The 26310-nt window shown below is 68.8% G+C and carries 24 protein-coding genes; 18 read left to right on the top strand and 6 right to left on the bottom strand.

Annotation, left to right across the window (positions count from 1 at the left end):
• Positions 1-25: 25 nt before the first annotated feature.
• Positions 26-835 carry an NADH-dependent enoyl-ACP reductase InhA gene (gene inhA, locus U8D42_RS11420; protein WP_090423229.1) on the top strand — a complete coding sequence of 270 codons (810 nt, stop codon included), beginning with the start codon at positions 26-28 and terminating at the stop codon, positions 833-835.
• Between the two features lie 22 nt (positions 836-857).
• A complete protein-coding gene (locus tag U8D42_RS11415; RefSeq protein ID WP_322861287.1) occupies positions 858-1868 on the top strand; it encodes a ferrochelatase in 1011 nt (336 codons plus the stop codon).
• On the opposite strand, the gene U8D42_RS11410 is transcribed toward U8D42_RS11415, so the two are convergent.
• Positions 1865-2791 (bottom strand): hypothetical protein, encoded by a 927-nt coding sequence (locus tag U8D42_RS11410; protein WP_322861288.1) that lies wholly within the window; start codon positions 2789-2791, stop codon positions 1865-1867. The two genes, U8D42_RS11415 and U8D42_RS11410, sit on opposite strands and share 4 nt — an antisense overlap.
• A 57-nt stretch (positions 2792-2848) precedes the next feature.
• Here U8D42_RS11410 and U8D42_RS11405 point away from each other — a divergent pair, with 57 nt between their 5' ends.
• Genes U8D42_RS11405 through U8D42_RS11395 form a run of 3 tightly spaced genes read left to right on the top strand, consistent with a single transcriptional unit; the run spans position 2849 to position 4837 of the window.
• Positions 2849-3286, top strand: coding sequence for an NfeD family protein (locus U8D42_RS11405; protein ID WP_085239625.1), 438 nt, complete (start codon positions 2849-2851; stop codon positions 3284-3286).
• 36 nt (positions 3287-3322) lie between these two features.
• Positions 3323-4471, top strand: coding sequence for an SPFH domain-containing protein (locus U8D42_RS11400; RefSeq protein WP_322861289.1), 1149 nt, complete (start codon positions 3323-3325; stop codon positions 4469-4471).
• A 9-nt stretch (positions 4472-4480) separates the two neighbouring features.
• A complete protein-coding gene (locus U8D42_RS11395) occupies positions 4481-4837 on the top strand; it encodes a DoxX family protein (RefSeq protein ID WP_085239627.1) in 357 nt (118 codons plus the stop codon).
• On the opposite strand, the gene U8D42_RS11390 is transcribed toward U8D42_RS11395, so the two are convergent.
• From U8D42_RS11390 to U8D42_RS11380, 3 genes are all read right to left on the bottom strand, one after another.
• Positions 4834-5250: a nitroreductase family deazaflavin-dependent oxidoreductase gene (locus U8D42_RS11390; RefSeq protein ID WP_322861290.1), complete on the bottom strand. Its 417-nt coding sequence runs from the start codon at positions 5248-5250 to the stop codon at positions 4834-4836. The genes U8D42_RS11395 and U8D42_RS11390 overlap by 4 nt on opposite strands.
• A gap of 65 nt (positions 5251-5315) precedes the next feature.
• Positions 5316-5573, bottom strand: coding sequence for a hypothetical protein (locus tag U8D42_RS11385; protein ID WP_322861291.1), 258 nt, complete (start codon positions 5571-5573; stop codon positions 5316-5318).
• A 99-nt stretch (positions 5574-5672) separates the two neighbouring features.
• A complete protein-coding gene (locus U8D42_RS11380; protein ID WP_322861292.1) occupies positions 5673-6047 on the bottom strand; it encodes a hypothetical protein in 375 nt (124 codons plus the stop codon).
• A 186-nt stretch (positions 6048-6233) separates the two neighbouring features.
• On the opposite strand from U8D42_RS11380, the gene U8D42_RS11375 reads away from it, so the two are divergent.
• Entirely contained in the window at positions 6234-6956 is a 723-nt protein-coding gene (locus U8D42_RS11375) for a response regulator transcription factor (protein ID WP_322861293.1), read from the top strand.
• Positions 6953-8467 (top strand): sensor histidine kinase, encoded by a 1515-nt coding sequence (locus U8D42_RS11370; protein WP_322861294.1) that lies wholly within the window; start codon positions 6953-6955, stop codon positions 8465-8467. Before U8D42_RS11375 ends, U8D42_RS11370 begins: the two co-directional genes overlap by 4 nt.
• Before the next feature lie 413 nt (positions 8468-8880).
• Here U8D42_RS11370 and U8D42_RS11365 read toward each other — a convergent pair whose 3' ends face one another.
• The gene (locus U8D42_RS11365) at positions 8881-9717 is read right to left on the bottom strand and encodes an endopeptidase (protein WP_322861295.1); all 837 of its coding nucleotides are present in this window, start codon (positions 9715-9717) and stop codon (positions 8881-8883) included.
• Between the two features lie 105 nt (positions 9718-9822).
• Complete coding sequence (locus U8D42_RS11360; RefSeq protein WP_322861296.1) at positions 9823-10590, bottom strand: TVP38/TMEM64 family protein; 768 nt, start codon at positions 10588-10590, stop codon at positions 9823-9825.
• A 168-nt stretch (positions 10591-10758) separates the two neighbouring features.
• On the opposite strand from U8D42_RS11360, the gene mutA reads away from it, so the two are divergent.
• The 11 genes from mutA (at position 10759) to U8D42_RS11305 (ending at position 26225) form a co-directional block, all read left to right on the top strand.
• Entirely contained in the window at positions 10759-12636 is a 1878-nt protein-coding gene (gene mutA / locus U8D42_RS11355; protein ID WP_322861297.1) for a methylmalonyl-CoA mutase small subunit, read from the top strand.
• 4 nt (positions 12637-12640) lie between these two features.
• Complete coding sequence (scpA, locus tag U8D42_RS11350; protein ID WP_322861298.1) at positions 12641-14917, top strand: methylmalonyl-CoA mutase; 2277 nt, start codon at positions 12641-12643, stop codon at positions 14915-14917.
• On the top strand, positions 14918-15907 hold the full coding sequence (gene meaB / locus U8D42_RS11345; RefSeq protein WP_322861299.1) for a methylmalonyl Co-A mutase-associated GTPase MeaB: 990 nt from the start codon (positions 14918-14920) through the stop codon (positions 15905-15907). It abuts the gene before it with no gap.
• A 62-nt stretch (positions 15908-15969) separates the two neighbouring features.
• A complete protein-coding gene (locus U8D42_RS11340; protein WP_322861300.1) occupies positions 15970-17256 on the top strand; it encodes a serine hydrolase domain-containing protein in 1287 nt (428 codons plus the stop codon).
• Positions 17257-17600: 344 nt separating this feature from the next.
• Positions 17601-18515 carry a sulfotransferase family protein gene (locus U8D42_RS11335; RefSeq protein WP_322861334.1) on the top strand — a complete coding sequence of 305 codons (915 nt, stop codon included), beginning with the start codon at positions 17601-17603 and terminating at the stop codon, positions 18513-18515.
• Positions 18516-18896: 381 nt separating this feature from the next.
• Positions 18897-19925, top strand: a complete 1029-nt coding sequence (locus U8D42_RS11330) for a sulfotransferase family protein (protein WP_322861301.1) — start codon at positions 18897-18899, stop codon at positions 19923-19925.
• A gap of 131 nt (positions 19926-20056) precedes the next feature.
• On the top strand, positions 20057-21118 hold the full coding sequence (locus tag U8D42_RS11325; protein WP_322861302.1) for an NAD-dependent epimerase/dehydratase family protein: 1062 nt from the start codon (positions 20057-20059) through the stop codon (positions 21116-21118).
• A 300-nt stretch (positions 21119-21418) separates the two neighbouring features.
• The gene (locus U8D42_RS11320; RefSeq protein ID WP_322861303.1) at positions 21419-22225 is read left to right on the top strand and encodes a TylF/MycF/NovP-related O-methyltransferase; all 807 of its coding nucleotides are present in this window, start codon (positions 21419-21421) and stop codon (positions 22223-22225) included.
• A gap of 115 nt (positions 22226-22340) precedes the next feature.
• Positions 22341-23609, top strand: a complete 1269-nt coding sequence (locus U8D42_RS11315; RefSeq protein ID WP_322861304.1) for a glycosyltransferase — start codon at positions 22341-22343, stop codon at positions 23607-23609.
• Between the two features lie 391 nt (positions 23610-24000).
• Positions 24001-25287 carry a glycosyltransferase gene (locus U8D42_RS11310; protein ID WP_322861305.1) on the top strand — a complete coding sequence of 429 codons (1287 nt, stop codon included), beginning with the start codon at positions 24001-24003 and terminating at the stop codon, positions 25285-25287.
• Positions 25288-25421: 134 nt separating this feature from the next.
• Positions 25422-26225, top strand: coding sequence for a TylF/MycF/NovP-related O-methyltransferase (locus U8D42_RS11305; protein WP_090423242.1), 804 nt, complete (start codon positions 25422-25424; stop codon positions 26223-26225).
• Positions 26226-26310 lie beyond the last annotated feature (85 nt).

Below are 26310 nucleotides of genomic sequence, written 5' to 3'. Positions count from 1 at the left end.
TCAACCACGACATTTAAGGACGGACATGGCAGGACTGCTCGACGGCAAACGGATCCTGGTCTCCGGGATCATCACCGACTCGTCGATCGCGTTTCACATCGCCAAGGTGGCCCAGGAGGCGGGCGCCCAGTTGGTGCTGACGGGCTTCGACCGGTTGCGGCTGATCCAGCGCATCGCGGACCGGCTGCCGGAGAAGGCCCCGCTGGTCGAACTCGACGTGCAGAACGAGGAGCACCTGAGCACCCTCGCCGAGCGGGTCACCGCCGAGATCGGCGAGGGCAACAAGCTGGACGGCGTGGTGCACTCCATCGGCTTCATGCCGCAGACCGGGATGGGCATCAACCCGTTCTTCGACGCACCGTATGAGGACGTCTCCAAGGGCATCCACATCTCGGCGTATTCGTATGCCTCGCTGGCCAAGGCGCTGCTGCCGATCATGAACCCCGGCGGGTCGATCGTCGGCATGGACTTCGATCCCAGCCGGGCCATGCCCGCCTACAACTGGATGACGGTGGCCAAGAGCGCGCTGGAATCGGTCAACCGGTTCGTCGCCCGCGAGGCCGGCAAGTTCGGGGTGCGCTCGAATCTCGTTGCGGCGGGCCCCATCCGGACGCTGGCCATGTCCGCGATCGTTGGCGGCGCGCTCGGCGAGGAGGCCGGCGCTCAGATGCAACTGCTGGAAGAGGGCTGGGACCAGCGCGCACCGATCGGCTGGAACATGAAGGACCCCACGCCGGTCGCCAAGACGGTGTGCGCCGTGCTCTCGGACTGGCTGCCGGCCACCACCGGCACCATCATCTTCGCCGATGGTGGCGCCAGTACGCAGTTGCTCTAAAAGCGGAATTGCTCTAGCCCCAATGGAATTCGACGCCGTCCTGCTGCTGTCCTTCGGCGGTCCGGAGGGCCCCGAGCAGGTGCGGCCGTTCCTGGAGAACGTCACCCGCGGGCGCAACGTGCCCCCCGAGCGCCTGGACGACGTCGCGCAGCATTACCTGCATTTCGGCGGGGTATCGCCGATCAACGGCATCAACCGCGCCCTGATCGCCGAGCTCGAGGCGGTGCAGGGCCTGCCGGTCTACTTCGGCAACCGCAACTGGGAGCCCTACGTCGAAGACACCGTGAAGGCCATGCGCGACAACGGTGTTCGTCGTGCCGCGGTGTTCACTACCTCGGCGTGGAGCGGCTATTCGAGCTGCACGCAGTACACCGAGGACATCGCCCGGGCGCGCAAGGCCGCGGGGCCCGAGGCGCCCGAGCTGGTGAAGCTGCGGCCCTACTTCGACCACCCGCTCTTCGTCGAGATGTTCGCGGGCGCGGTCACGGCCGCGGCCGAGAAGGTGCCCGCCGGCGCCCGGCTGGTGTTCACCGCGCACTCGGTCCCGGTGGCCGCGGATCAGCGCCTCGGCCCACGACTCTATAGCCGTCAAGTCGCTTATGCCACAAGGCTTGTCGCGGCCGCGGCGGGTTACGTCGATTACGATCTGGCCTGGCAGTCGCGTTCGGGTCCGCCGCAGGTGCCGTGGCTGGAGCCCAGCGTCGAGGACCACCTCGCCGCGCTGGCCGCGTCGGGCACCGCGGCGGTCATCGTCTGTCCGATCGGGTTCGTCGCCGACCACATCGAGGTGGTGTGGGATCTCGACGAGGAGTTGCGCACCCAGGCCGACGCGGCCGGGCTGACGTTCGCGCGGGCCGCCACGCCCAACGCCGACCGGCGATTCGCCCGGCTGGCCGCCGATCTGATCGACGAACTGCGCACCGGCCGAGAGCCGGCCCGGGTGGCCGGCCCGGACCCGGTGCCCGGCTGTCTGGCCAGTGTCGACGGCGCGCCGTGCCGGCCACCGCACTGCGCAAGGCGCGACGAGGCCTAGTCAGCCCACGCCGAGTGCAGGATCGCGGTGACGGCGGCCATCCGCGCCGAACGCACCACGGCGGTCAGCGGCCGCAGCGCGTCGCCGGCGATGCGCGCCTCCGAGGACGATTGCGTCCCGAACGGCTCAGGGCCGGCGACGATGGGCGCGGCGAAACGCTCCGGTGAGTCGGCTGAGCGGCTGAGCCCAGAGCTGACCGCGATGATCGCGTCGACGTGCGCGGCGTTCTCCAGCACCCGCAGCGCGCGGGTCGGCGCGTGGTCGGGAACCCGGTGCTGCCGTGCGGATTCCAGCAGTTGCTCGACGAGGCCCCGGGGGTCGTCGACATCGGTCGCGGCCGACCCCAGCCCGATGGCGCCGAGCGCGTCCGCGGCCGACCGCACCGCCGACCGCAGCGTGTATTCGGCATCGCCGAGCTCGTAGTGATCGAGCACCGGCACGCCCGGCAGCGAGTACACCGTCCAGGACAGCGCGTACGGCTCGGGGAAGTCGTCCGGCTCATCGTCGTAGGAGAACTCGGGAACCAGCCCGACGGCGGTGGCGGGATTGGCCGGGTTGGCGATGATGATCGCCTCGCCCGCGGCCAGGGCGTCACGTTCGAACTGCGTTCCGGGGGCGAGCCCGCGCACGTCGCCGGGCACGGGCAAAAGCACGTTGATCGTTCCGCGCAGCGGGCCCGGGCCGCCCGGAGTGGGCGACGGCCGGCCAACCGCGGCGCGCAGCGTCTGCAGCAGCGTCACCGTCCCGGCGTCGTGCACATCGGGCCACGGCAGCCCGGTATGGCCCGCGGCGACCGCATCATACGCGGTGACCGATTGCTTTGGCGCCCATACCGATAACGCGTCCAAGACGTCGTCGGGCGCGGCCTTGCCCGCGAGCCAGGCGTTGGCCCACAGGGACAGCGAGACACTGGGACACCACACGATTCCGCAGTGTAGTTGTTTTGTCCGGCAAAGGCCGATCACGCGTATTCTGGCCGCATGCCCGCGGCGGTGCTTTGGCTAATATTCGCGCTGGTGCTGGCCGGTGCCGAGGCGCTCACCGGCCATCTGTTCCTGGTGATGCTGGGCGGCGGTGCGCTGGCCGCGGCGGTGACCAGCTGGCTGACGAACTGGCCGGTGTGGGCGAACGGGACGGTGTTCTTGATTGTCTCGGTGCTGCTGCTGGTGCTGGTCCGGCCCCCGCTGCGGCGGCGCCTGACGCCCGCCCAGATACTGCAGACCGGCATCGAGGCGCTGGAGGGCAAGAAAGCGCTGGTGCTCGAGCGGATCAGCCGCGACGATGGCCGGGTGAAGCTCGACGGCGAGGTGTGGACGGCGCGTCCGCTCAACGAGGACGACATCTACGAACCGGGGGAGGCGGTGACCGTCATGCACATTGACGGCGCTACCGCGGTGGTCTTCAAGAGCGGTCTGTGAAGGCCGCGAGAGGCGCTGTGAGAGAAAGGAACTCGCGTGCAAGGTGCGGTTGCTGGTTTGGTGTTGTTGGCGGTCTTGGTGATATTCGCCATCGTTGTGGTGGCCAAGTCGGTTGCGCTGATCCCGCAGGCGGAGGCCGCGGTGATCGAACGGCTGGGCCGCTATAGCCGGACGGTCAGTGGTCAGCTGACGTTGTTGGTGCCGTTCATCGACCGGGTGCGCGCCCGGGTGGACCTGCGTGAGCGGGTGGTGTCGTTCCCGCCGCAGCCGGTGATCACCGAGGACAACCTGACGCTGAACATCGACACGGTGGTCTACTTCCAGGTCACCGTCCCGCAGGCGGCCGTCTACGAGATCAGCAACTACATCGTCGGCGTGGAGCAGCTGACCACCACCACGCTGCGCAACGTGGTGGGCGGCATGACGCTGGAGCAGACGCTGACCTCGCGAGACCAGATCAACGGTCAATTGCGCGGTGTGCTCGACGAGGCGACCGGCCGCTGGGGCCTGCGGGTCGCCCGGGTCGAGCTGCGCAGCATCGACCCGCCGCCGTCCATCCAGGCCTCGATGGAAAAGCAGATGAAGGCCGACCGCGAGAAGCGGGCGATGATCCTGACCGCGGAAGGGAACCGGCAGGCCGCGATCACCCAGGCCGAAGGTGCCAAGCAGGCGCAGATCCTGGCCGCCGAGGGTGCCAAGCAGGCCGCGATCCTGGCCGCCGAGGCCGACCGGCAGTCCCGCATGCTGCGCGCACAGGGTGAGCGCGCCGCGGCCTACCTGCGGGCGCAGGGGCAGGCCAAGGCCATCGAGAAGACGTTCGCCGCGATCAAGGCCGGCCGGCCCACCCCGGAGATGCTGGCCTACCAGTACCTGCAGACCCTGCCGGAGATGGCGCGCGGTGACGCCAACAAGGTGTGGGTGGTGCCGAGCGATTTCAATGCGGCCCTGCAGGGGTTCACCAGGATGCTGGGCACCCCGGGCCAGGACGGGGTGTTCCGGTTCGAGCCCTCCCCGGTCGACGACACACCCCAACACGCCGCCGAATCCGACGACGCGGACATCGCCGACTGGTTCTCCACCGAGACCGATCCCGCGATCGCCCAGGCGGTGGCCAAGGCCGAAGCGAGCGCCCGCCAGCCGGTGGACGGCACACCGCCGGGGACGCCGCCGCAGTTGGGTCAATAGGATTGCCGCATGAGCCTTTTCACTTCGCGCAAGACCTACGTGGCGCTTGGCGCCTTCCACGCCGTGGACGCGGTGCTATGCGGTGTCCAGGTCGCTCCGATCAAGAAGGTCCTGGACGATGTGGGTCTGCCGGAGAACGTTCGGCCGGTGCTGCCCGTAGTGAAGGGCGCCGCCGCCGTGGGATTGCTGTCGGTCACCCGCTTCCCGGCCCTGGCGCGGCTGACGACGGCGATGCTGACGATCTATTTCGTCGTGGCGCTCGGCGCGCACATCCGGGTCCGCGACAAAGTGGTCAACGCCCTGCCGGCGGCGATGTTCCTGGCCACCTTCGCCGTGATGACGGCCCAGGGGCCCGACCGCAGCTAGTCCAGGCGCAACTCGACCAGCGGCAGCGGGGTGTCGGTCTCGGTGATCGGAACGCCGAGCGTTTCCTCCAGCACCGGCCGCATCTGCTCCCACGCTCTGCGATGACGGCTGACGTAGGCGGCCAGGGCGCGGTCCGCCTCGTCTTGGGGCAGTACCCGAGCCGTGCCGCGCCGCGGCGGGTGGCTGCCGACGTAGACGCGCACGCGCGGGTCCGCCTGAACGTTGCGGAACCACTGCGCCTTTCGGCCGAAGCCGGAAGCGACGACGTAGGTGTCGGGCGACGGGTGACCGACGACCTCCAGCACCACGTAGCGCGGTGTGCCGGACTTGCGGCCGGTGTGCTCGAGCATCAGCATGCGGGATCCGAACAGCGCGCCCGCGCGGGCGTTGTAAAGCCAGATCGGTGCGCGCATGAGTCGGCGCGACCGCAGCACGCGTGCGCCGGCGCTGGGCAGAAAAGACCTTCGTTGCCCGGCCATCAGGCGTGCGGCAACGGCGGCGCGGGCACGACGGCCGGCGCGGACGTGGGTGCCGGCGGCGACGGGTAGACGCATCCGCCGCCCGACTGCGAGGACAGCGGTGGCGGGTATGGCGGCGGGGGAAGCTCGACCCGGACCGTCCAGACCAGCCCGGTGATCGCGAAGGTGGCGAGCGCGCCGAGCAGCAGGCCGACCAGGCCGGCGATGGCGGCGACGCCCGCCGGGAAGCGGCGGGTTCCCAGGTTGTCCGTGGTCATGCGGCTCCCCATGGTCGGCGGATGTCGGTCATCCGAGACGCTACTGGCGCGACGGCTGCCGCCGTCACGATTTGGGGGATCGTGACGGCGGCAGGACGGTCAGCTGTGCGGAGCCGGTGGTGGCGGGGGCACCTCGCCGGGCGGCGACGGCCAGGCGCCGTGCGGCGGGCCCGGTGGGCCGGGTGGTGGCGCGAACCCGAAACCTCCCATGGGTCCGCCCATCGGCGGGGGAGGTGGTCCGTGCTGCAGCGCCATCATCGGCGGCGGCCCGGGCGGTGGCGGTGGCCCGGGTGGGCCGACGCTGACGATCCAGGCGAAGGCGATCGCCGCGATGGTGCCGGCCGCGCCGAGCAGCACGCCCGCCAGCCCGGCGCCGACCACCACCCCGGTGGAGTGGCGGCGGGGCTCACCTGGTCGAGGGGCGGCCGGTGGCGGGGCGGGCGTCGGGGTGTCGATGTCCTCATTTGTGGTCATGGCACCGGACGGTAGGAGCCGGAACTGAAGCGGACCTGAAGAAACTGGGGCCCCGCGCGTCACTCCTGCCACCAGCGGTTAGTGAGCGGCGTTGCACTTGAGCACATCCCGACATTCTCGTGACGGCTGAGGCTCCCGAGACAGCTGCGCCGCCGCTTCAGGTTGGTTTCAGCACCGCCGCCGACAATGGGAGGCATGACGAATTGCCCGCGGGCCGCCGCCGGCCGCTTCAGCGTCGGCGCGCCCCGGGTCCTGGTGGTCGAAGACTCCGAGACGATCCGGGAAATGGTCAGCGAGGCACTCACCGACGTCGGCTACCACGCCGTCGGCCGTTGTGACGGCGACGGGCTGGAGGAGGCGCTGGACGGTCTGCGCCCGGACCTGGTGGTGCTCGACGTCATGCTGCCCGGGCGCGACGGCTTCGACCTCATCGACGTGGTCCGCGACTGGGGTGACGTGGGCATCGTCTTGATCACCGCGCGCGACGGCCTGCAGGATCGGCTGCGTGGCCTGGACGGCGGGGCGGACGACTACGTGATCAAACCGTTCGAGCTGGCCGAACTGGTGTCCCGGGTGGGGGCGGTGTTGCGGCGGCGCGGACGGCTGCCGCAAGTCGTCCAGGTCGGCGACCTGATCCTCGACGCCGACGCCGGAATCGCCGCGCGCGCCGGTCAGCGTCTCGACCTGACCGCGACGGAGCTGCGGCTGCTGGCCTTCCTCGTCGAGCAGCGCGGCCGCATCGTCAGCGCCGGCCAGATCCTCAACGCGGTGTGGGGGTACGACGCCTACGACCCCAACCTGGTCCAGGTGCACATCAGTGGCCTGCGGCGCAAGCTCGAAGCCCACGGGCCGCGCATCCTGCACACCGTGCGCGGCATCGGCTACCGGCTGCAGCCCCAGCGATCATGACGGCCGGATCGACTCGGACCCCGTCCCTGCAGCGCCGGGTGACGCTGGTGGTGGTGGCGCTGCTGGCCCTGCTGCTGGTGCTGCTCGGCGTCACCGTGGACGTCAGCCTGGGTGTTCTCGCCCGTCGAAACCTGCACGACCGGCTGCTGGCCACCGCGTCGCGCGCCGAGGCGCTGGACGCCGCGCGCACGTCACCCGATCTGCTGGCCGCCGAGCTCAACGGCGGCGGGGTGCGCGCCCTGCTGGTCACCGCCGACGGCGCGACGTACGGGGACCGGAGTATCAGTCCCGATACCGTCACCGGCCCGATGGCCCGGCCGCCCCTGCCGCCGTTCCTGGCGCCGCCCCCGCCTTATCCGCCGCCGCCGATGGCGCCCCGCCCGGATTTCCCGCCGCCCTGGCCACCGCCACCGCCACCACCACCGCCGCCCCCGCCGGACGCCACGGCGACGGCCGTCGTGCGTCCGCTGCCCGATGGCGCCCGGGTCATCCTGGTGGCCGACACCACGCAAACCACCCAGGTGACACGCCAGCTGCGGATGCTGATGATCGGGGCGGGTGTGGCGACCCTGCTGGTTGCCGCGCTGTTGCTGGTGGCGGTCAGCCGGGTGGCGTTACGTCCACTGGACCGGCTGACGGCGCTGGCCAACGACATCCGGACCGGCGACCGCGGGCGACGGCTGCGCCCTGATCGCCCCGATACCGAATTAGGCCGCGCCGCAAGCGCTTTCGATGGGATGCTGGACGCTCTCGAGGCTTCCGAGAGCCGGGCCCGGCGGGCCGCCGACGCGGCGCAGCGCGCCGAGACGGCAACGCGGCGGTTCATGGTCGACGCCGCGCACGAGTTGCGTACCCCGATCGCCGGGATCCAGGTCGCCGCCGAGCAACTCGCCACCAACGCGCGGCAAGGCGACGACGCGGCGGACGGTCAGTATCGCCGGGCCAGCCTGTTGCTCTCCGACGCGCGGCGGGCCGGGCGGCTCGTCTCCGACATGCTCGATCTGAGCCGCATCGACGCCGGCCTGCCGTTGGACACCGACGACATCGACCTGGCCGCGATCGTCGACGCCGAAGTCGACCGGGCCGCGATGCTGGCGCCGCAACTGACCATCAATCGCACGGGCGCCACCGAGCTGCGTCTCGACGGGGACCCCACCCGGATCGCGCAGATCCTGTCCAATCTGCTCGACAACGCCCGCCGCTACACCCCGCCCGGAGGCGCCATCACGGTCGACGTTCGCGGGCGCACCGACGCCGCCGAGGTGACCGTCACCGACAGCGGTCCGGGCATTCCCGACGACGAACGGGAACGGATCTTCGAGCGCCTGGTGCGCCTGGACGCCGGGCGCGCCCGCGATCACGGCGGCGCCGGGCTGGGCCTGCCGATCGCCCGGGCGCTCGCCCGTGCTCACGGCGGCGAGCTCGTGTGTCTGCCACACGAGGGCGGGGCAGGCTTCCGGCTGACGCTGCCGTTGGTTCCGACGGTGAAGGCGGTGAAACGGGACCGATGAGCGGTGACCGCCCCGGGCGAGGCGGTCACCGCTCGACACGGTGACCCTCCGCCAGAATCCCGGCGGCGGGGGCCGGAACGGGTCGCCGGGCCCCGGGGGCGGCGGCCCGCCCGGGCCAACCGGCCCAACGGGTCCACCCGGCCCGCCCGGTCCCGGTGGCCCGCCGAACGGTCCACCCGGCGGATGCGGCGGCCCCGGCTGCCCCGGTGGCGGGGGCGGGGGCGGATCCGCGCTCGCCACCGCGACGCCTAAGCCGGCCGCGGCCGCCCCGAGGGCGCCCGCGAGCAAGGACCCGGCGATGAGTTGGTTGATCTTCACTCGGCCCATCTCTCCTCTCTGTCCGCGGCGGCCCCCAGCGGGTCGCCGCGATGCGCGACAGTAGGAAGTTGGCCTGAAGCCAGCCTGAAGGAGCGTCAGCCGGACGCGGTCTCCGCGGTCACGGCGGTGAGCCGCCACTTGTCCAGCCAGGGCCGGACGAGCTCGGCGACCGAGAATTTCGCCGGGACGGAGCACCGCGGCATGGGAGTGTAGGGGTCGCCCCCGCGGATGAGGATGCCGACCGCGCGGACCGTGCCGTCAGCTTCATTGACATAGACCGGGCCGCCGGAATCACCGCATTGGCCGGGCGCCAGGAACACGACCTTGCTGTCGGTGATCTCGGTGATCTGCCCGCAGGTGGCCTCGCCGGTGCCGATGCCGAGTTTGCACAGTTCCTGGCCGGTCCGCAGGTTGGTGGCGACGCCGGAGACGGGCAGGGTGGCCCCGATGGCCGGATTGCGGGGAACGTTGCCCCCGTTGAGCAGGATGAGGCCGATGTCGTGCTGTTCGTTGTGGACGCCCTCGCTGACCGTCTGGGTGAACGTGCCCAGCGTGGCGTAGGGCAGGACCCCGCCCAGGTTCATCGTCACCTTGCTGGCCTCGCCGGGCCGGTTGCAGTGGCCGGCGGTCAGGACACCGGGCGCGCCGGTGCTGGTGCGTACCAAAAACCCTGCGGTGCAGCCCATCCCGCCCGTCCCGTCGGCGTACTCGACGTAGATGCCCGCACCGGGCCCGACGGCGCTCGACGCGGGCAGATCGATCGGCGACAGGAGCGGCGGCGGGGAGGGCTGAGGGCCCGGGGCGATGGTCTTGGGCAGCAGGTTCACCACGGCGAGGAGAGCGGTGGCGCAACACAGCGACGCGATCACCAGCAACGCCGAATGCGTCCTGGAGCGTTGCGGCAGCGGGTATGACACGTGGGTCCCGGCCAAGAGCCCCCCTTTGAGCGCGCGATGCCGGTGAGTACTGCAGGCCCCAGCTTGCCAGCTTTCGGCCGCTGAATTGTGGGGATTGGTCAGATATTTCGCGCGGGCGGGTCAGCTGATCGTGGCGGGCTCGGGGGAGGGCTCGTCACCGACGGAACCGTGCGTGCGGCGATGGTGACGGCGGTAGTGGCGGACCTCGATGACCAGGCCGATCAGGCCCAGCGTCGCGGTGCACACCGACACCAGGTACAGCAGCGAGTTGGGGTGACCGGCGAGCGCGTCGCCCAGGATGACGACCGCGGCGGTGCCGGGCAACAGGCCGCCCAGGGTGGCCAGCGTGTACGGCAGCACCCGCACCGTCGAGGCGCCGGCGGCGTAGTTGATCGCCGAGAACGGCACGGCGGGAATCAGCCGCAGCGACAAGATGGCCAGCCAGCCCCGTTGCCGCAACCGCTCGTCCACCGTGTCGATCGACCGGTGGCGGACCAGGCGGTTCAGCCGCCATCCCGCGGCCCGGACCAGCAGCAGCGCGATCAGCGCGCTCGCGGTGCTGGCGACGACCGCGATCGCCACACCCATCAGCGGGCCGAACAGCAGCCCGGCGGCCAGGGTGAACGCCGTGCGCGGGACCGGCACCACGGTCGCGACGACGTGCGCGGCCAGGAACGCCAACGGGAACCAGGGGCCGACCGACTCGGCCCAGTCGCGCATCTGCACCGGCGTGGGCAGCGGCAGCCAGGACGCCGCCGCGATCAGGAGTGTGATACCGACCACTGTGGCGATCGCCCGGGGCCGCGACAACATGCGCGCGGCCGCGCCCAGCGCGCCGCCGAGGTCGCGCAACGTCCGGTTGATTCTGCAGGTGGCGGAAGCCGTCACGCCTCTAAAGGTTACGGGCCGCAGATGAATAACTCGTATCCCGAGGCTGGCGTTTCACCGCCGGCCCAAGCCGATCGCCGGGTCGCGCGGTTTTTTTCCAACCGGCCCGATCAATTAGCCTCATTAGTGAGTCGCAGGCCCCATTTGCTGGCAAAAAGGGAGCAATCGGTGTCCATTGATGTACCCGAACTCGCCGAACTAGAACAGGTTCGCGGGCGTTGGCGCAGTGCGGTCGCCGGAGTGCTCTCGAAGAGCACCCGCAAGGACCCGGGGGAACTCGGGGACGAGCCCGAGCGCCTGCTGGAAACCCCGACCTACGACGGCATCGCCGTCCGGGCGCTCTACACCGCGCTCGACGAGCTGCCGGAACCGCCGCTGCCGGGCGAATGGCCCTATGTGCGGGGTGCCGACGCGCTGCGCGACGTCAAATCGGGCTGGCGGGTGGCCGAGGCCTTCCCGGCCGACCGCGTCGCCGGGGTCACGGCCTCCGACGTCAACTCCGCGGTGCTCGAGGCCCTCGGCAACGGGGCCAGCGCGCTGATGCTGCGCGTGGGGGAATCCGGCGTGACCGTGGATCAGCTCGAGGACGCCCTGGACGGCGTGCACCTGAGCATGGCGTCGGTGATCGTCGACGCCGGCGCCGACTACTCCGCCGTGGCCGACGTCATGTTGGCGATGGCGACCCGGGTGGAGGCCGACCAGCGCGAACTGCTGTCGATCGACCTGGGTGGCGACCCGCTCACCGCGGCGCTGAGCGGCCGTCCCGCGCCCGCGCTCGACGAGGTCGTCGCGGTCGCGCAACGCGCGGCCGGTGAACGCGGCGTGCGTGCGGTCACCGTCGACGGGCCCGCCTTCCACAACCTCGGCGCCAACGCGACGTGGGAGCTGGCCGGCACCGTCGCCGCCGGGGTGGTCTATCTGCGGCGGCTCACCGAGTCGGGCATGTCCGTCGGTGACGCGCTGCGGCAGATCAGTTTCCGGCTGGCCGCCGACGACGACCAGTTCGTGACGCTCGCCAAGATGCGGGCCGTGCGTCAGCTGTGGGCGCGGGTCGCCGAGGTCGTCGGCGATCCGGACGGCGGCGCCGTCACCGTGCACGCGGAAACGTCGCTGCCGATGATGACCCAGCGCGACCCGTGGGTGAACATGCTGCGCTGCACGCTGGCCGCCTTCGGCGCCGGCGTCGGCGGCGCCGACACCGTGCTGGTGCTGCCCTTTGACGTGGCGATCCCGGGCGGCTTCCCCGGCACGGCGAGAAGCTTTGCGCGCCGGATCGCCCGCAACACGCAGCTGCTGCTCCTGGAGGAGTCGCACGTGGGCCGGGTGCTGGACCCCGCGGGCGGCTCGTGGTACGTCGAGGACCTCACCGCGCGGCTCGCGGAGAAGGCGTGGGAGCACTTCCAGGAGATCGAGGCGCGCGGCGGGTTCGTCGTGGCGCGTGACTACGTCGCCGGCCAGATCGCCGAGGTCGCCGCGCGGCGCGCCGACGACATCGCGCACCGCCGCACCGCGATCACCGGCGTCAACGAATTCCCGAACCTCACCGAACCCGCTCTGCCACAGGACGTTTCGACATCGACGCCGCTGGCCGCAGGCAACCTGCGGCGCTACGCCGCCGCGTTCGAGGCGCTGCGCGACCGCTCGGATGCCCACCTGAGCCGCACCGGCGCGCGTCCGCAGGCGCTGTTGCTTCCGTTGGGCCCGCTGGCCGAGCACAACATCCGGGCCACCTTTGCCGCCAACCTGCTGGCGTCGGGCGGGATCGAGGCCGTCAACCCGGGAACGGTCGACGCGACCACGGTCGCCAAGGCCGTCGCCGACGCCGGATCGCCGGCGGCCGCCGTGATCTGCGGCACCGACAAGCGCTACCAGGACGAGGCCGCGGCGATCGTCGAGTCGGCCCGGGCCGCCGGTGTGTCGACGGTCTACCTGGCCGGGCCGGAGAAGGCCGTGGGTGACGCCGAGCACCGGCCCGACGACTTCCTGACCGCGAAAATCGATGCCGTCGAAGCCCTTTCGAACCTGCTCACCCGATTGGGAGCCTAGTCCGATGACCACAACCGCACCTGTGATCGGTAACTTCGCCGAGGTCCCGCTGGTCGGCGACCGTCCGCTGCCGCCGCCCACCGAAGCGGCCGTCGACAAGCACGTCGCCGCGGCCGCGGCGGCGCACTGGTACACGCCGGATCAGCTCGAGTGGCACACCCCGGAAGACATCGCCGTCAAGCCGGTGTACATCGGGGCCGACCGGGCCGCCGCGGTGGCCGACGGTTACCCGTTGAACACCTTCCCCGGTGAGCCGCCCTTCCTGCGCGGCCCGTACCCCACCATGTACGTCAACCAGCCGTGGACCATCCGGCAGTACGCGGGCTTCTCCACCGCGGCGGAGTCGAACGCGTTCTACCGCCGCAACCTGGCGGCCGGCCAGAAGGGCCTGTCGGTGGCCTTCGACCTGGCCACCCACCGCGGCTACGACTCCGACCACCCCCGCGTCCAGGGCGACGTCGGGATGGCCGGTGTGGCAATCGATTCCATCCTCGACATGCGGCAGCTGTTCGACGGCATCGACCTGTCGACCGTGAGCGTGTCGATGACCATGAACGGTGCCGTGCTGCCGATCCTCGCGCTGTACGTGGTGGCCGCCGAGGAGCAGGGCGTGCCGCCGGAGAAGCTGGCCGGCACCATCCAGAACGACATCCTCAAAGAGTTCATGGTGCGCAACACCTACATCTATCCGCCCAAGCCGTCGATGCGGATCATCTCCGACATCTTCGGCTACACCAGCGCGAAGATGCCGAAGTTCAACTCCATCTCGATCTCCGGCTATCACATCCAAGAGGCCGGCGCCACAGCCGATTTGGAGCTGGCCTACACGCTGGCCGACGGCGTGGACTACATCAAGGCGGGGCTGGACGCCGGCCTGGACATCGACAAGTTCGCGCCGCGACTGTCGTTTTTCTGGGGCATCGGGATGAACTTCTTCATGGAGGTCGCCAAGCTGCGGGCCGGCCGGTTGCTGTGGAGCGAGCTGGTCGCCCAGTTCAACCCGAAGAACACGAAATCGCTGTCGCTGCGCACACATTCGCAGACATCCGGCTGGTCGCTGACCGCGCAGGACGCCTTCAACAACGTCGCGCGCACCTGCATCGAGGCGATGGCCGCGACCCAGGGACACACCCAGTCGCTGCACACCAACGCCCTGGACGAGGCGCTGGCGCTGCCCACCGACTTCTCGGCGCGGATCGCGCGTAACACCCAACTGCTGCTGCAGCAGGAGTCGGGCACCACCCGGCCCATCGATCCCTGGGGCGGCTCCTATTACGTGGAGTGGCTGACCCATCAGCTCGCGCAGCGGGCCCGGGCCCACATCGCCGAGGTCGCCGAGCACGGCGGCATGGCCCAGGCCATCAACGAAGGCATCCCCAAGCTGCGCATCGAGGAGGCGGCCGCGCGCACCCAGGCCCGCATCGACTCCGGGATCCAGCCGGTGATCGGCGTGAACAAGTACCAGGTCGAAGAGGACCAAGAGGTCGAGGTGCTCAAGGTCGAGAACAGCCGGGTGCGCGCCGAACAGCTGGCCAAGCTCTCCGAGCTGCGGGCCAGCCGCGACCAGTCCGCGGTCGACGCCGCGCTGGCCGAGCTGTCGCGCGCCGCCGCGGCGCACGGCCGCGCGGGGGTGGGGGCGCCTCCCGCCTGCGGGGGAGACGGGCTGGGTAATAATCTGCTGGCACTGGCGATCAACGCCGCCCGGGCCAAGGCGACGGTCGGGGAGATCTCCGACGCGCTGGAAAAGGTATACGGGCGGCACCAGGCGGAGATCCGCACCATCGCCGGCGTCTACCGCGACGAAGCCGGAAAGGCCACCAACATCGCCACCGCCACCGAACTGGTCGAGAAGTTCGCCGAGGCCGACGGCCGCCGGCCCAGAATCCTGGTGGCGAAGATGGGCCAGGACGGTCACGACCGCGGCCAGAAGGTGATCGCGACGGCCTTCGCCGACCTCGGGTTCGACGTCGACGTCGGTTCGCTGTTCTCCACGCCCGAGGAGGTGGCCCGCCAGGCCGCCGACAACGACGTGCACGTCGTGGGCGTTTCGTCGCTGGCCGCCGGCCACCTGACGTTGGTGCCCGCGCTGCGCGAGGCGCTCGCCGAGGTGGGCCGGCCTGACATCATGATCGTGGTCGGCGGGGTGATCCCGCCCGGCGACTTCGACGAGCTGTACGCGGCCGGGGCCGCCGCCATCTTCCCGCCCGGGACGGTGATCGCCGATGCCGCGATCGGCCTGCTGCACAAGCTCGCCGACCGGCTGGGTTACGCGCTCGACTAGATGGCGTCCCGCAGGAGCGACACCGTCGACGAGCTGGCCAAGGCCGTTCGCGCGGGCGACCGCGCGGCGCTGCCGCGGGCCATCACGCTGCTGGAGTCCACCCGCGCCGACCACCACGAGACGGCCCAGCGGCTGCTGCTCGAGCTCACACCGGACTCGGGCAACGCCCACCGCGTCGGCATCACCGGGACGCCCGGGGTGGGGAAGTCGACCACCATCGAGGCCCTCGGCATGCACCTGATCGAGCGGGGCCACCGGGTGGCGGTGCTGGCCGTCGACCCGTCGTCGACGCGAACCGGTGGCTCGATTCTCGGCGACAAGACCCGGATGGCGCGCCTGGCGGTGCACCCCGACGCCTACATCCGGCCGTCGCCGACGTCGGGCACCCTGGGCGGCGTGGCAAAGGCCACCCGGGAGACGGTGGTGTTGTTGGAGGCCGCCGGTTTCGACGTGATCATCATCGAGACCGTCGGCGTCGGCCAGTCCGAGGTGACGGTCGCCAACATGGTCGACACGTTCGTCTTGCTGACCCTGGCGCGCGGCGGCGATCAGCTGCAGGGCATCAAGAAGGGTGTGCTGGAGCTGGCCGACATCGTGGTGGTGAACAAGGCCGACGGCGAGCACCTGGCGGAGGCCCGGGTGGCCGCGCGCGAGCTGTCCTCGGCGATCAGGTTGATCCACCCCCGTGAAACACTTTGGCGACCACCGGTTCTCACGATGAGCGCGATGGAGGGGACCGGACTGAAGGAGTTGTGGGACACCATCGAACGTCATCGCCAGGTGCTCACCGAGGCCGGCGAGTTCGAGGCGCGCCGGCGGGCCCAACTGGTGGACTGGACGTGGCAGATGGTGCGCGACGCCGTCTTGGACCGGGTGCTGTCCAACCCGAAGGTGCGCACGATGCGCGCCGACGTCGAACGCCGGGTCAAGGCCGGAGAGCTGACCCCCGCGCTGGCGGCACAGCAAATATTAACGGCTGCGTCAGAATAACAGATAGATAAACAATCCGATTTCGCTCCGGGAAGGTGTGAAATCCAAGTAAATTCGAAATTGTGACGGTGGAAGCCCGAGTCGATCGCCGCGCGGTCCCTGTCCACGATGACCTTGACGCAGGTCACCGTGTGTCCGGCGCGGCGGACTCACACTTCGGATGCGTCGTTCGAAGCTTTTCGACCATGTTCCCCGCCCGTCGGTTCGGCGGCGGTGCGCTGGCGGTGTATCTCGACGGCCAGCCCGTCGTCGACGTCTGGACCGGGTGGTCCGACCGGGGCGGTCACCGGTCGTGGTCGGCCGACAGCGCGCCGATGGTCTTCTCGGCGACGAAGGGCATGGCCGCCACCGTGATTCACCGGCTCGCCGACCGCGGGCTGATCGACTACGAGGCGCCCGTTGCGTTGTACTGGCCGGAGTTCGGGGCCAACGGCAAGGGCAACCTCACCGTGCGCGAGGTGATGAGGCACGCCGCCGGCCTGTCGGGCTTGCGCGGTGCCCGCAGCGAAGACCTGCTGGACCACGTGGTCATGGAAGAGCGCCTGGCCGCGGCGGCGCCGGGGCGGCTGCTGGGCAAGTCGGCCTATCACGCGCTGACCTTCGGCTGGCTGATGTCCGGCCTCGCCCGGGGCGTGACCGGCAAGGGCATGCGAGTGCTGATCCGCGAGGAACTCGCGGAGCCGCTGGGCACCGACGGGCTCTACCTGGGGCGCCCGCCGGCCGGCGCGCCGACCCGGGTCGCCGAGATCATCGCGCCGCAGAACCTGGTGCGGAACCCGCTGCTCAGCTGCGTGACGCGCAAGGTGGCCAACGAGCTGTCCGGCGGTTTCCGGTCCATGTACTTCCCGGGCATGGTGGCCGCCGTGCAGGGCGACACGCCGCTACTCGACGCCGAGATCCCGGCCGCCAACGGGGTGGCGACGGCCCGCGGGCTGGCGCGGATGTACGGGGCCATCGCCAACGGCGGCGAGGTCGACGGCATCCGGTTCCTGTCCAGGGAGATGGTCGCCGGCCTGACCGGTCGACGCAGCCTGCGGCCGGACCGAAACCTGTTCATGCCATTGGCATTCCACCTGGGCTACCACAGCCTGCCGATCGGCAACGTGATGCCCGGCTTCGGCCATGTCGGGCTCGGCGGTTCGCTCGGCTGGACCGACCCGGCGAGCGGGCTGGCGTTCTCGCTGGTGCACAACCGGCTGCTGACGCCGTTCGTGATGACCGATCACGCGGCATTCGTCGGCCTGTACGCGCTGATCCGCAACGCCGCCGAGAAGGCACGCAAGCGTGGCTTCGAACCGGTCACCGAATTCGGGGCGCCGTACTTCCAGCCGGGCGCCGCCACCGGCTGACCCGGCAAACGTTCGCGCGCGGTTGCGCGGACCGCGCTCAAGCACAGCACCACGCTGGCAGGCACCGGAAAAGCCCAGCTCAGCGAGGTTGCTAAGCGGTCCGATTAATCCTGGTCTACGCGGTCTTTACGTAGTTGACATGTGTTTCATCGAACCGGCCTGCAAAGTCAAAGAATCGGTAATAATCCCGCGATAGACCTGGCGTCGATGACGCGCACGACTTGGAAGGCTGAAGCTTGATGAAACGGGCCCGCATGACTAGACCCTCCGAAAGCTTTGCCGGCACCGGGGATCTGCTCGAGCGTTCGGCCGCGACGCGCCCCCTCGCCTTGTTCGTCCTGGGGATGGGGCGGTCGGGGACGTCGGCGCTCACCCGGGTCCTTTCCTTATGCGGGGCCACGCTCCCGGCGGGAATGATGGGGGCCGACGAAACCAACCAGCGCGGCTACTGGGAGCCGCGCGCATCCCTCCTGCTCAACAGGTCGATCCTGGAGCGCCGCGGCAGCGCTTGGTGGGACCCGTCGCTGCGTGTGCTGGAGGAAGGCGCCTTCACCGCGGCGGAGCGGGCGGCGTGCACCGCCGACATCGAGGCTTACCTCAGGTCGCTGCCGGACGCGCCGCTGCTGGTCATCAAGGACCTGCAAATCGTGGTGCTCTGGGAGATGTGGTTGGAGGCGGCGCGCGAGGCGGGTCTCGACGTCGCCGTTGTGATCGCGGTGCGCCACCCGCAGGAGGTGATCGCGTCGCTCGGGAAGGCCACCGGGGCGTCGCCGGAGCTCGCGAGTGCGCTGTGGCTGAAGGGAAATTTGCTGGCCGAACGCCACTCGCGTGGCGTGCCGCGAGTGTTCGTCGAATACACGCAACTTCTGGAGGATTGGCGCCGGGAGGTGAAGCGGATTTCCACGGCGCTGGAGATCGACCTTCGCGCCGAGGACGAATGCGCAGTCGATGAATTTCTCACGCCCGATCTGCGGCGCAACCGGGAAAGTGGCCCGGTCATCGATCGCTTCGGCGCCGACTGGATGTCGACGGTCTACGAGGCGATGCACGCGGCGGCGCTGGACGGGCCGCCGGACGTGGCGACGCTGGACCGCGTGTTCGAGGCCTACCGGGCCAGTGAGCGCGACTTCCGAATCGCGCTGGAAGACGCTCGCAGCCATTCCAGCAGCCTCACGGCCAGGCTGCTGCGACCCTCCATCGTGCAGCCGGTGCTCGAGGTCATCGCGATGGCGCACCGCCGCAAGGGGACCTGGGCCTAGCCGCCGAAGGCTCCCTTCTCCCGCCGGGTGGACTCGCCCTGGTCATTTAAATGTGAAGTAAACAAAACAAATATGCATAATTGACGCCCTAGTCACCCGCGATCACGCTAAAATCTTCAACGCACCATGATCCGATCATTCGCTCGTCAGGGGAGAGCTTGATCCTGCAGAGGTGCAGGGGGAAGTGTCGTCTTTGTGCCAAAGACGTTGAGATGCATCGAGTTTCATATCTTGGCGTCCTGGCGCACACCGGGCAAAGACGGTCTTGACTCTGGCGGCGCTGCCGTGCGCAAAAGCTGGGCTGTGCGCGCGGAGTCGAAAAGTCATGGGTGGCAACCGAATCCGCATGTAGCCAGGTACACCGAAAGGTTTGCTTTTGCAATGAGATCTGCCTGGATCGCGAAATCTGCTGGAACTACTCACCGCGCCGACCGTCACTCAGAGAAACCGGGTCACCTCGTGACGGCGAACCGCCCGGTCATTGTCTTCGTATTGGGCCCACAACGGTCGGGAACGTCGGCGATCACGCGAGTTCTCTCGCTGTGCGGCGGCACGCTTCCGGCCGGGATGCTGGGCGCGGACGCCAACAACCCACTGGGCTATTGGGAACCGCGGGCCGCCATCACGCTCAACGAATCGATCCTGCGTCGCCACGGCAGCAGCTGGTACGACCCGGCGCTGCGCTTGCCGGACGCCGGCTTCAGCCAGCAGGAGCGGGCCGCCCACATCGCCAAGATCGGGGACTACCTCACCAAGCTGCCGGCGGCGCCGCTCGTGGTGATCAAGGAACCCCGGATCACCACATTGTCCGACCTGTGGTTCGAGGCGGCACGCGTGGCCGGGTTCGATGTAGCGGCCGTCATCGCGGTGCGTCAGCCGCAGGAGGTCATCAAGTCGATCGCGGCGTCCTGGAGAGTGTCTGCGGCGCTGGCCAGTGCGATCTGGGTGAAATACAACCTGTTGGCCGAGCGCCACACGCGCGGGGTGCCGCGGGTGTTCGTCGAATACGCCAACCTGCTCGACGACTGGCGCCGGGAGGTGAAGCGAATCTCGACGACGCTCCCCGACGAATTGAACGCGGACGAAGAACAGCCGGTCGAGGACTTCCTGCGGCCCGACCTGCGACGCCAACGACACTGCGGTCCGGTGGCGGATCTCTTTGGCACCGACTGGATTTCCGCGGTCTACGAGACGATGTCCGCGGCGGCGCTGGACGAGCCCGTGGACGCGCCCACATTGGATCGCGTCTTCGGGTCATACCGGGCGTGCGAGCGCGATTTCCGTCAGGCATTCCAGGATTTTCACGGCTTGTCCGGCAGCATGCTGTTTCGCGTCTTCCCGCCGGTGATCGCGGGCCCGGTGATGGAGGTGCTCGCGATAGCTCACCGGCGCAGGGGCACCTGGGCCTAGCCGCTGCGGGCCTGAATCGGCAATCCCGGTGACCCCGAGAGGGCGCCCGATATGATCGACCGGACCGCGATCGCGGCAACTTGCTCTCCTACCTGCAGATCAATGGGAGGTCCCGGCTCTTGTCAGCTTCCGTGCTCATCACTGGAGGGGCGGGGTTCATCGGGTCGGCGCTCTCGCACCGTCTCGTGGTGGACGGGTACGACGTCGCGGTGATGGATGTCTTGCACCCGCAGGTGCACGGGGGAGGCCGGCCGATCGACCTGCCGCCGTCGGTGCGGTTGCTCACCGGCGACGTCACCCACGCCCCGGATTGGGACGCGGTGCTGCGCTTGTGCCGGCCGTCGCAGATCGTCCACCTGGCGGCCGAGACGGGAACGGCGCAGTCCCTGTCGGAAGCCACGCGCCACGGTTCGGTGAACGTGGTGGGCACCACCCAGCTGCTCGACGCCCTGAGCCGCTCCGGAATCGTTCCCGACCAGCTCGTACTGGCGTCGTCGCGGGCGGTATACGGCGAAGGTGCCTGGCAGGGCGGCGGCCATGTGTTCTATCCGCCGCCGCGCAGCCACGCGCAGCTCGTGGCCGGCCAGTGGGATCCTGTGGGGCCCGACGGTGCACCTGCGGTGCCGCTGCCGAGCTGCGCGAGCGGGACGGAACCCCGGCCGACCAACGTTTACGCCGCGACCAAGCTCGCTCAGGAGCATCTGCTGGCGGCCTGGGCGGCCGCCCACGACACCAATGTGAGCGTGCTCCGGCTCCAGAATGTCTACGGTCCGGGCCAGTCACTGACGAATTCATACACCGGAATCGTCGCGTTGTTCGCCCGGTTGGCGCGCGAGGGTCAATCGCTGGAGGTGTACGAAGACGGCCGGATCGTGCGCGACTTCGTCTACATCGACGACGTCGTCGACGCGCTGTACGCGGCCGTGCGGCGGCCCGCGACCGGGTCGCGCCGCCTCGACATCGGGTCGGGCAACGGGACCACCATTCACGAGCTGGCCGACAAAGTGGCCGCCATGTGCGACGCGCCCGCCCCGACCGTGGTCGCCAAATTTCGTGACGGTGACGTGCGCGCCGCCAGCTGCGACATCGGACAGGCCGAAGCCGAGCTGGACTGGCAGCCGAAATGGACGCTCGACGACGGTCTGCGTGCATTGCTCGAATGGATCGGCAAGCAATCCGAATCCTCCGGCTGACCGAACCAAAGAGCCGCCTTCGCCGTGTCGACAACCATCGAAGGGCCGCTCCAGCAAACGACGCGGCTTCGTGATGGCGGGGCGGCGGCCGTACGAAGCATATGATGGTCCGCAGGGGGCTGACCGGTGGTCAGGCGGCAAGTCACTCGTTGGCTACCCGGCACATGCGAGGGGGCGAGGGTTGGCGAGAATGATGGAAAGATGCGAAACGGATTGGCGGTCAGGGCTTACGTCTAGGCTGATCAACGGGAGAAAGTTCGTGCGAACTGGGGGGCAGTCTTGACCGTTGCCGATCGCGGCATGCGATCTTCATTCGTGGACACGCGATCGGCGTACCTTGACTTGCTGCGCCGCAACCTCACCCGGTACGGCAGCGACGAGTTGGTGCCCGTCGGTTGGTACTACTTCGGACGGCCGATGCTCAGTACCCGCAAATTCATGTTGGTCCGCAAGCGCCCGTTCAATCCGCATGCCCGCGGCCTGGGCCTCGATTGGCCCGCGGACGCCTTGACGATGATCGGCATGGAGCGGCTGACCAGTCTGCAGCACTGCGTCGAGACGGTGCTGAGCGAGGACATCCCCGGTGACTTGGTCGAATGTGGGGTGTGGCGCGGTGGCGCGTCGATCCTCATGCGTGCCGTGCTGGGCGCCTACGGCGACACGACGCGACGCGTCTGGCTGGCCGATTCATTCGAGGGGGTTCCGCCGCCCGACACCGCGCATTACGAAGCGGACAGGGGAATCCGGCTGCACCACGCCGCGGGCGTGCTGGCCGTGTCGGAGGCTCAGGTCAGCGCGAATTTCGAGCGGTACGGGTTGCTGGACGACCAGGTTCGTTTCCTGCCCGGCTGGTTCAAGGACACCCTGCAGGACGCCCCGATCGACCGCATCTCCCTGCTGCGGCTCGATGGCGACCTGTACGAGTCGACGATCCAAGCCCTCGATGCGCTCTACCCGCGGCTCTCGCGCGGAGGTTTCTGCATCATCGACGACTACCACGCGATCGAGGCGTGCCGGCGAGCTGTCACGGACTACCGGACCAAGCGCGGAGTGACCGCCGAGATCGTCGAGATCGACGGCACCGGGGTGCTGTGGCGTAAGGAATGACAAGCCGCTTCGCCGTCGCCGACTAGCCCGCACCGATGCCGGCATTCGCCGATATTTAGGGTGATGTCGGTGCATCATTGCCGCCGACGGCACGAGTGAAGGGCTTGAATTCGCGATGAAATTGGTGCTGGCAAGCTATGGCACTCGCGGCGACATCGAGCCTTCCGTGGTGGTCGCCCGTGAATTGGTCCGCCGGGGCCACGACGTGCGCATGGCGGTCCCGCCGGACTCGATCGCCTTCACCGAATCGGCCGGGCTGGCGGCCGTCTCGTACGGGTTGGAATCGCAGGCGTGGCTGGACCTGTATCGCAACTTCTGGACGTCGTTCTTCGGCGCTTTCTGGCGGGTCCGGGAGATGAGGTCGATGTGGCGCGAAATGTGGGATCTCAGCGACCAGTGCTGGAGGCAGATGAACGCCACCCTGGTGTCGCTTGCCGACGGTGCGGATCTGCTGCTGGCCGGGCAAAGCTACCAGGAGCCCGCCGCCAACGTCGCGGAGTACTACGACATCCCGTTGGCCACGCTGCATCACGTCCCCATGCGGCCGAACGGCCAAGTGGTTTCGATCCTCCCGGCGCCGTTGGGGCGCTCGGCGATGACGGCGTTCGACTGGTTCAGTTGGCGCCTGAACAAGAAGGTCGAGGATGCGCAGCGCCGCGAACTCGGCCTGCCCCGGGCGACGGGTCCCTCGCCGCGACGGATTGCCCAGCGCGGATCGCTGGAAATCCAGGCCTATGACGAGGTTTGCTTTCCCGGGCTGGCGGCCGAATGGGCGAAATGGGATGGCCTACGGCCATTTGTCGGCCCCCTGACAATGGAATTGACCACCAGCGCCGACGACGACGTGGCGTCATGGATCGCCGCGGGAACGCCGCCGATTTGCTTCGGATTCGGCAGCATGCCGGTCGAATCTCCGATCGACACGGTCGAAATGATCGGTGCGGCCTGCGCGGAATTGGGCGAACGCGCGCTGATTTGCGCCGGTTGGAGCGATTTCAGCGAGGTGACACTTCCCGAGCACGTCAAGGTGGTGGGCGCGGTGAATTATGCGGCGGTCTTTCCCGCCTGCCGCGCGGTCGTACATCATGGCGGCTCGGGCACCACGGCGGCAAGCCTGCGGGCCGGGGTCCCGACGCTGATCCTCTCGATGGATGTCAATCAGACCGTCTGGGGAGCCCAGCTCAAACGTTTGAAAGTCGGTACCACACGGCGGTTTTCGGCCACCACCCGGGAAACGCTGTTGGCGGACCTGCGCCGGATACTCGATCCGGATTACGGCGTGCGCGCGCGTGAGATCGCCCGGCACATGACCAAACCCGCCGAAAGCGTCGTCAAGGCCGCCGACGTGGTGGAGAAGTTTGCCAGCTCCCGGAGTCGCGCCTGATCGGCAAAGCCGACAACCCGAATGCGTGCCCTGCGGTCAACGTCCTGACCCCTACGCGAGCGCCACGCAAGTTTCCACTTCTGGAGACACGCGAGCACACTTTCTGGCAGACTGATATCTGGTCAGCCGACGATGCCTGGGCGCCGCGTCAAGCCGTCAAAGGTCGTCACAGTCCAATGGTCGGGGGGATAGGCCGATGATATTGGCTTCGTCACACCCGACGGCGCCCGGTGACAATTGCCGGTTAGCCCGCTCGCGGAACCTCACTCCCCATGCCATGCAACGAAAACGGTCAATCCCAATCGGGAAGGGAGAGACTGAAATCAGGGCCGAAAGACCCTACTCCGAAGTGTTGCCCGCGCAGCGGAAAAGTGATTAAGGTTACAACGCGATGAAATTTGCTGTGGCAAGCTATGGGACGCGCGGTGACATCGAGCCGTGCCTCGCTATCGGCCGGGAATTGATGCGCCGAGGCCACGAAGTGCGGATGGCCGTCCCGCCCAATCTTGTTGGGCTCGCGGAGGAAGCGGGGCTTTCGGCCATCGGCTACGGACCCGATATGCACGACTTCTGGAGTGACGAGTTCATCCGCGACTTCTGGAAGAATTTCGTGCGGGGGCCCGTCAAGCTGATGCGCGACGCGTGGGAGCCGGTGCTGCGTAACTGGCAACAGATGAGTGCGTCACTCCTGTCGGTCGGGGCGGGCGCCGATTTGATCTTCACCGGCCAGCTCTACCAGGACCTGGCGATCAACGTCGCGGACTACTACCGCATTCCGATGGCCACGCTGCACTACATCCCGATGCGGCCCAACGGCGAGCTGATTCCGGCACTGCCCGGGCCGATGGTCCGTACCGGGATGGCGGTGTACGACTGGATGTGCTGGCGGATGAACAAGAGGGCCGAGGATCGGCAGCGCCGTGAACTCGGCCTGCCCACCGCCACGGTCGCCTCACCGCGCCGGATCGCCGAACGCGGGTCACTGGAAATCCAGGCCTATGACGAGGTGTGTTTCCCCGGCTTGGCCGCCGAGTGGGCGAAATGGGGTGCTCAACGGCCGTTCGTGGGGTCGCTGACGATGGAGTTGACGACCGACGCCGACGACGAGGTGCTGTCGTGGATCGCCAAGGGCACGCCGCCGATCTGCTTCGGATTCGGCAGCATGCCGGTCGCCGAGTCCCCCGCGGACACGGTCGCCCTGATCAGGGCGGCGTGCGAGGAGCTGGGGGAGCGGGCGCTGGTCTGCTCGGGGTGGAGTGACTTCAGTGGCGTGCCGCAGTCCGACCACGTCAAGGTGGTGGGCGTGGTGAATTACACCAAGATCTTCCCCGCCTGCCGGGCGGTCGTCCACCACGGCGGCTCGGGCACCACGGCCGCGGGTCTGCGCGCCGGAATACCGACGTTGATCCTGTGGACAGCGGGGGACCAGCCGTTCTGGGGCTCGCACATCAAACAATTGAAGGTCGGCACTTCCCGGCGGTTTTCGGCAAGCACCCGCGAAACGCTGGTCAAGGACCTGCGCAAGATCCTCGCGCCCGAGTACACGGCTCGTGCGCGCGAGATCGCCGGCCGGATGAGCAAACCTTCCGAGAGCGCCGGGCGCGCAGTTGATCTGCTGGAAAATTTTGCCCGTTCCGGACGTTGCGATCGTGCCGTCGGTCCGCAGCGTTGTGGCTGAGCTTCACGGTGACTCGGCATCCATGTTGGCGGCTCGCGCCAAGTTGATGGATAGACTGCGAAACGCATTGAGCGCCTCCACGGGGCGTCTAGGCTCATGACCGGGACTATCGACTTGCGGATTAAGGGGCAACTTTGGCCGTGACTGATCACGACACGCGGTTTGCATACCTCGACTTGCTCCGACGCGACCTGACCAGGTATGGCAACGACGAGTTGGTGCCGGTGGGCTGGTACCGGCTGGGGCGCCCCTTGTTCAGCACCCGCAATCTCATGCTGGTGCGCAAGCGCCCGTTCAACAAGCACGCGCGCGACCTGGGCCTCGACTGGCCGGCGGACGCCTTGACGATGATCGGGATGCAGCGGCTGACCAGCCTGCAGCATTGTGTCGAGACGGTGCTGGAGGAGGACATCCCCGGCGACCTGGTCGAGTGCGGGGTATGGCGCGGCGGTGCTTCCATCTTGATGCGCGCTGTGCTGGCCGCCTACGGGGACGAGAAGCGTTGTGTGTGGTTGTGCGACTCGTTTGCGGGCGTGCCGCCACCCGACGTCGCAAACTACAAGCAGGACAAGGGGATTACGCTGCACCGGCACGCGCGCATCCTGGGAGTGCCCGAAGCCGAAGTGCGCGCCAATTTCGAGCGATATGGGTTGCTGGACGACCAGGTTCGGTTTGTTCCCGGCTGGTTCAAGGACACCCTGCAGGATGCGCCGATCGATCGCATCTCCGTGCTCCGACTGGACGGCGACCTGTATGAGTCGACGATCCAGGCGCTCGATGCCCTTTATCCGCGGCTGTCACCTGGTGGCTTCTGCATCGTCGACGACTACCACGCGATCAAGGCGTGCGAGCAAGCGGTGACGGACTATCGCGCAAAGCACGGCGTGACCTCCGAGATCGTCGAGATCGACGGCACCGGGGTGCTGTGGCGCAAGTAGACCGCGATCTAGTCCCCGGTGTGGGCGCTGGAGCGCCTGGGTGAAATTCCCTGGCTGCCAGAAGTTTTGCCGAATCACCGGGTGA

The sequence above is a fragment of the Mycobacterium europaeum genome (assembly GCF_034555895.2).
Lineage (GTDB): Bacteria > Actinomycetota > Actinomycetes > Mycobacteriales > Mycobacteriaceae > Mycobacterium > Mycobacterium europaeum.
The sequence above is the reverse complement of the archived record's forward strand: the minus strand, read 5'-3'. Positions and strand labels throughout refer to the sequence as shown.

Excerpts from the sequence above, each read along its gene's own strand:
- inhA (WP_090423229.1), top strand. The coding sequence starts at position 26 with ATGGCAGGACTGCTCGACGGCAAACGGATCCTGGTCTCCGGGATCATC.
- U8D42_RS11415 (WP_322861287.1), top strand. The coding sequence starts at position 858 with ATGGAATTCGACGCCGTCCTGCTGCTGTCCTTCGGCGGTCCGGAGGGC.
- U8D42_RS11405 (WP_085239625.1), top strand. The coding sequence starts at position 2,849 with ATGCCCGCGGCGGTGCTTTGGCTAATATTCGCGCTGGTGCTGGCCGGT.
- U8D42_RS11395 (WP_085239627.1), top strand. The coding sequence starts at position 4,481 with ATGAGCCTTTTCACTTCGCGCAAGACCTACGTGGCGCTTGGCGCCTTC.
- U8D42_RS11390 (WP_322861290.1), bottom strand. The coding sequence starts at position 5,250 with ATGCGCGCACCGATCTGGCTTTACAACGCCCGCGCGGGCGCGCTGTTC.
- U8D42_RS11385 (WP_322861291.1), bottom strand. The coding sequence starts at position 5,573 with ATGACCACGGACAACCTGGGAACCCGCCGCTTCCCGGCGGGCGTCGCC.
- U8D42_RS11380 (WP_322861292.1), bottom strand. The coding sequence starts at position 6,047 with ATGACCACAAATGAGGACATCGACACCCCGACGCCCGCCCCGCCACCG.
- U8D42_RS11375 (WP_322861293.1), top strand. The coding sequence starts at position 6,234 with ATGGGAGGCATGACGAATTGCCCGCGGGCCGCCGCCGGCCGCTTCAGC.
- U8D42_RS11370 (WP_322861294.1), top strand. The coding sequence starts at position 6,953 with ATGACGGCCGGATCGACTCGGACCCCGTCCCTGCAGCGCCGGGTGACG.
- scpA (WP_322861298.1), top strand. The coding sequence starts at position 12,641 with ATGACCACAACCGCACCTGTGATCGGTAACTTCGCCGAGGTCCCGCTG.
- meaB (WP_322861299.1), top strand. The coding sequence starts at position 14,918 with ATGGCGTCCCGCAGGAGCGACACCGTCGACGAGCTGGCCAAGGCCGTT.
- U8D42_RS11335 (WP_322861334.1), top strand. The coding sequence starts at position 17,601 with ATGGGGCGGTCGGGGACGTCGGCGCTCACCCGGGTCCTTTCCTTATGC.
- U8D42_RS11330 (WP_322861301.1), top strand. The coding sequence starts at position 18,897 with ATGAGATCTGCCTGGATCGCGAAATCTGCTGGAACTACTCACCGCGCC.
- U8D42_RS11320 (WP_322861303.1), top strand. The coding sequence starts at position 21,419 with ATGCGATCTTCATTCGTGGACACGCGATCGGCGTACCTTGACTTGCTG.
- U8D42_RS11315 (WP_322861304.1), top strand. The coding sequence starts at position 22,341 with ATGAAATTGGTGCTGGCAAGCTATGGCACTCGCGGCGACATCGAGCCT.
- U8D42_RS11310 (WP_322861305.1), top strand. The coding sequence starts at position 24,001 with ATGAAATTTGCTGTGGCAAGCTATGGGACGCGCGGTGACATCGAGCCG.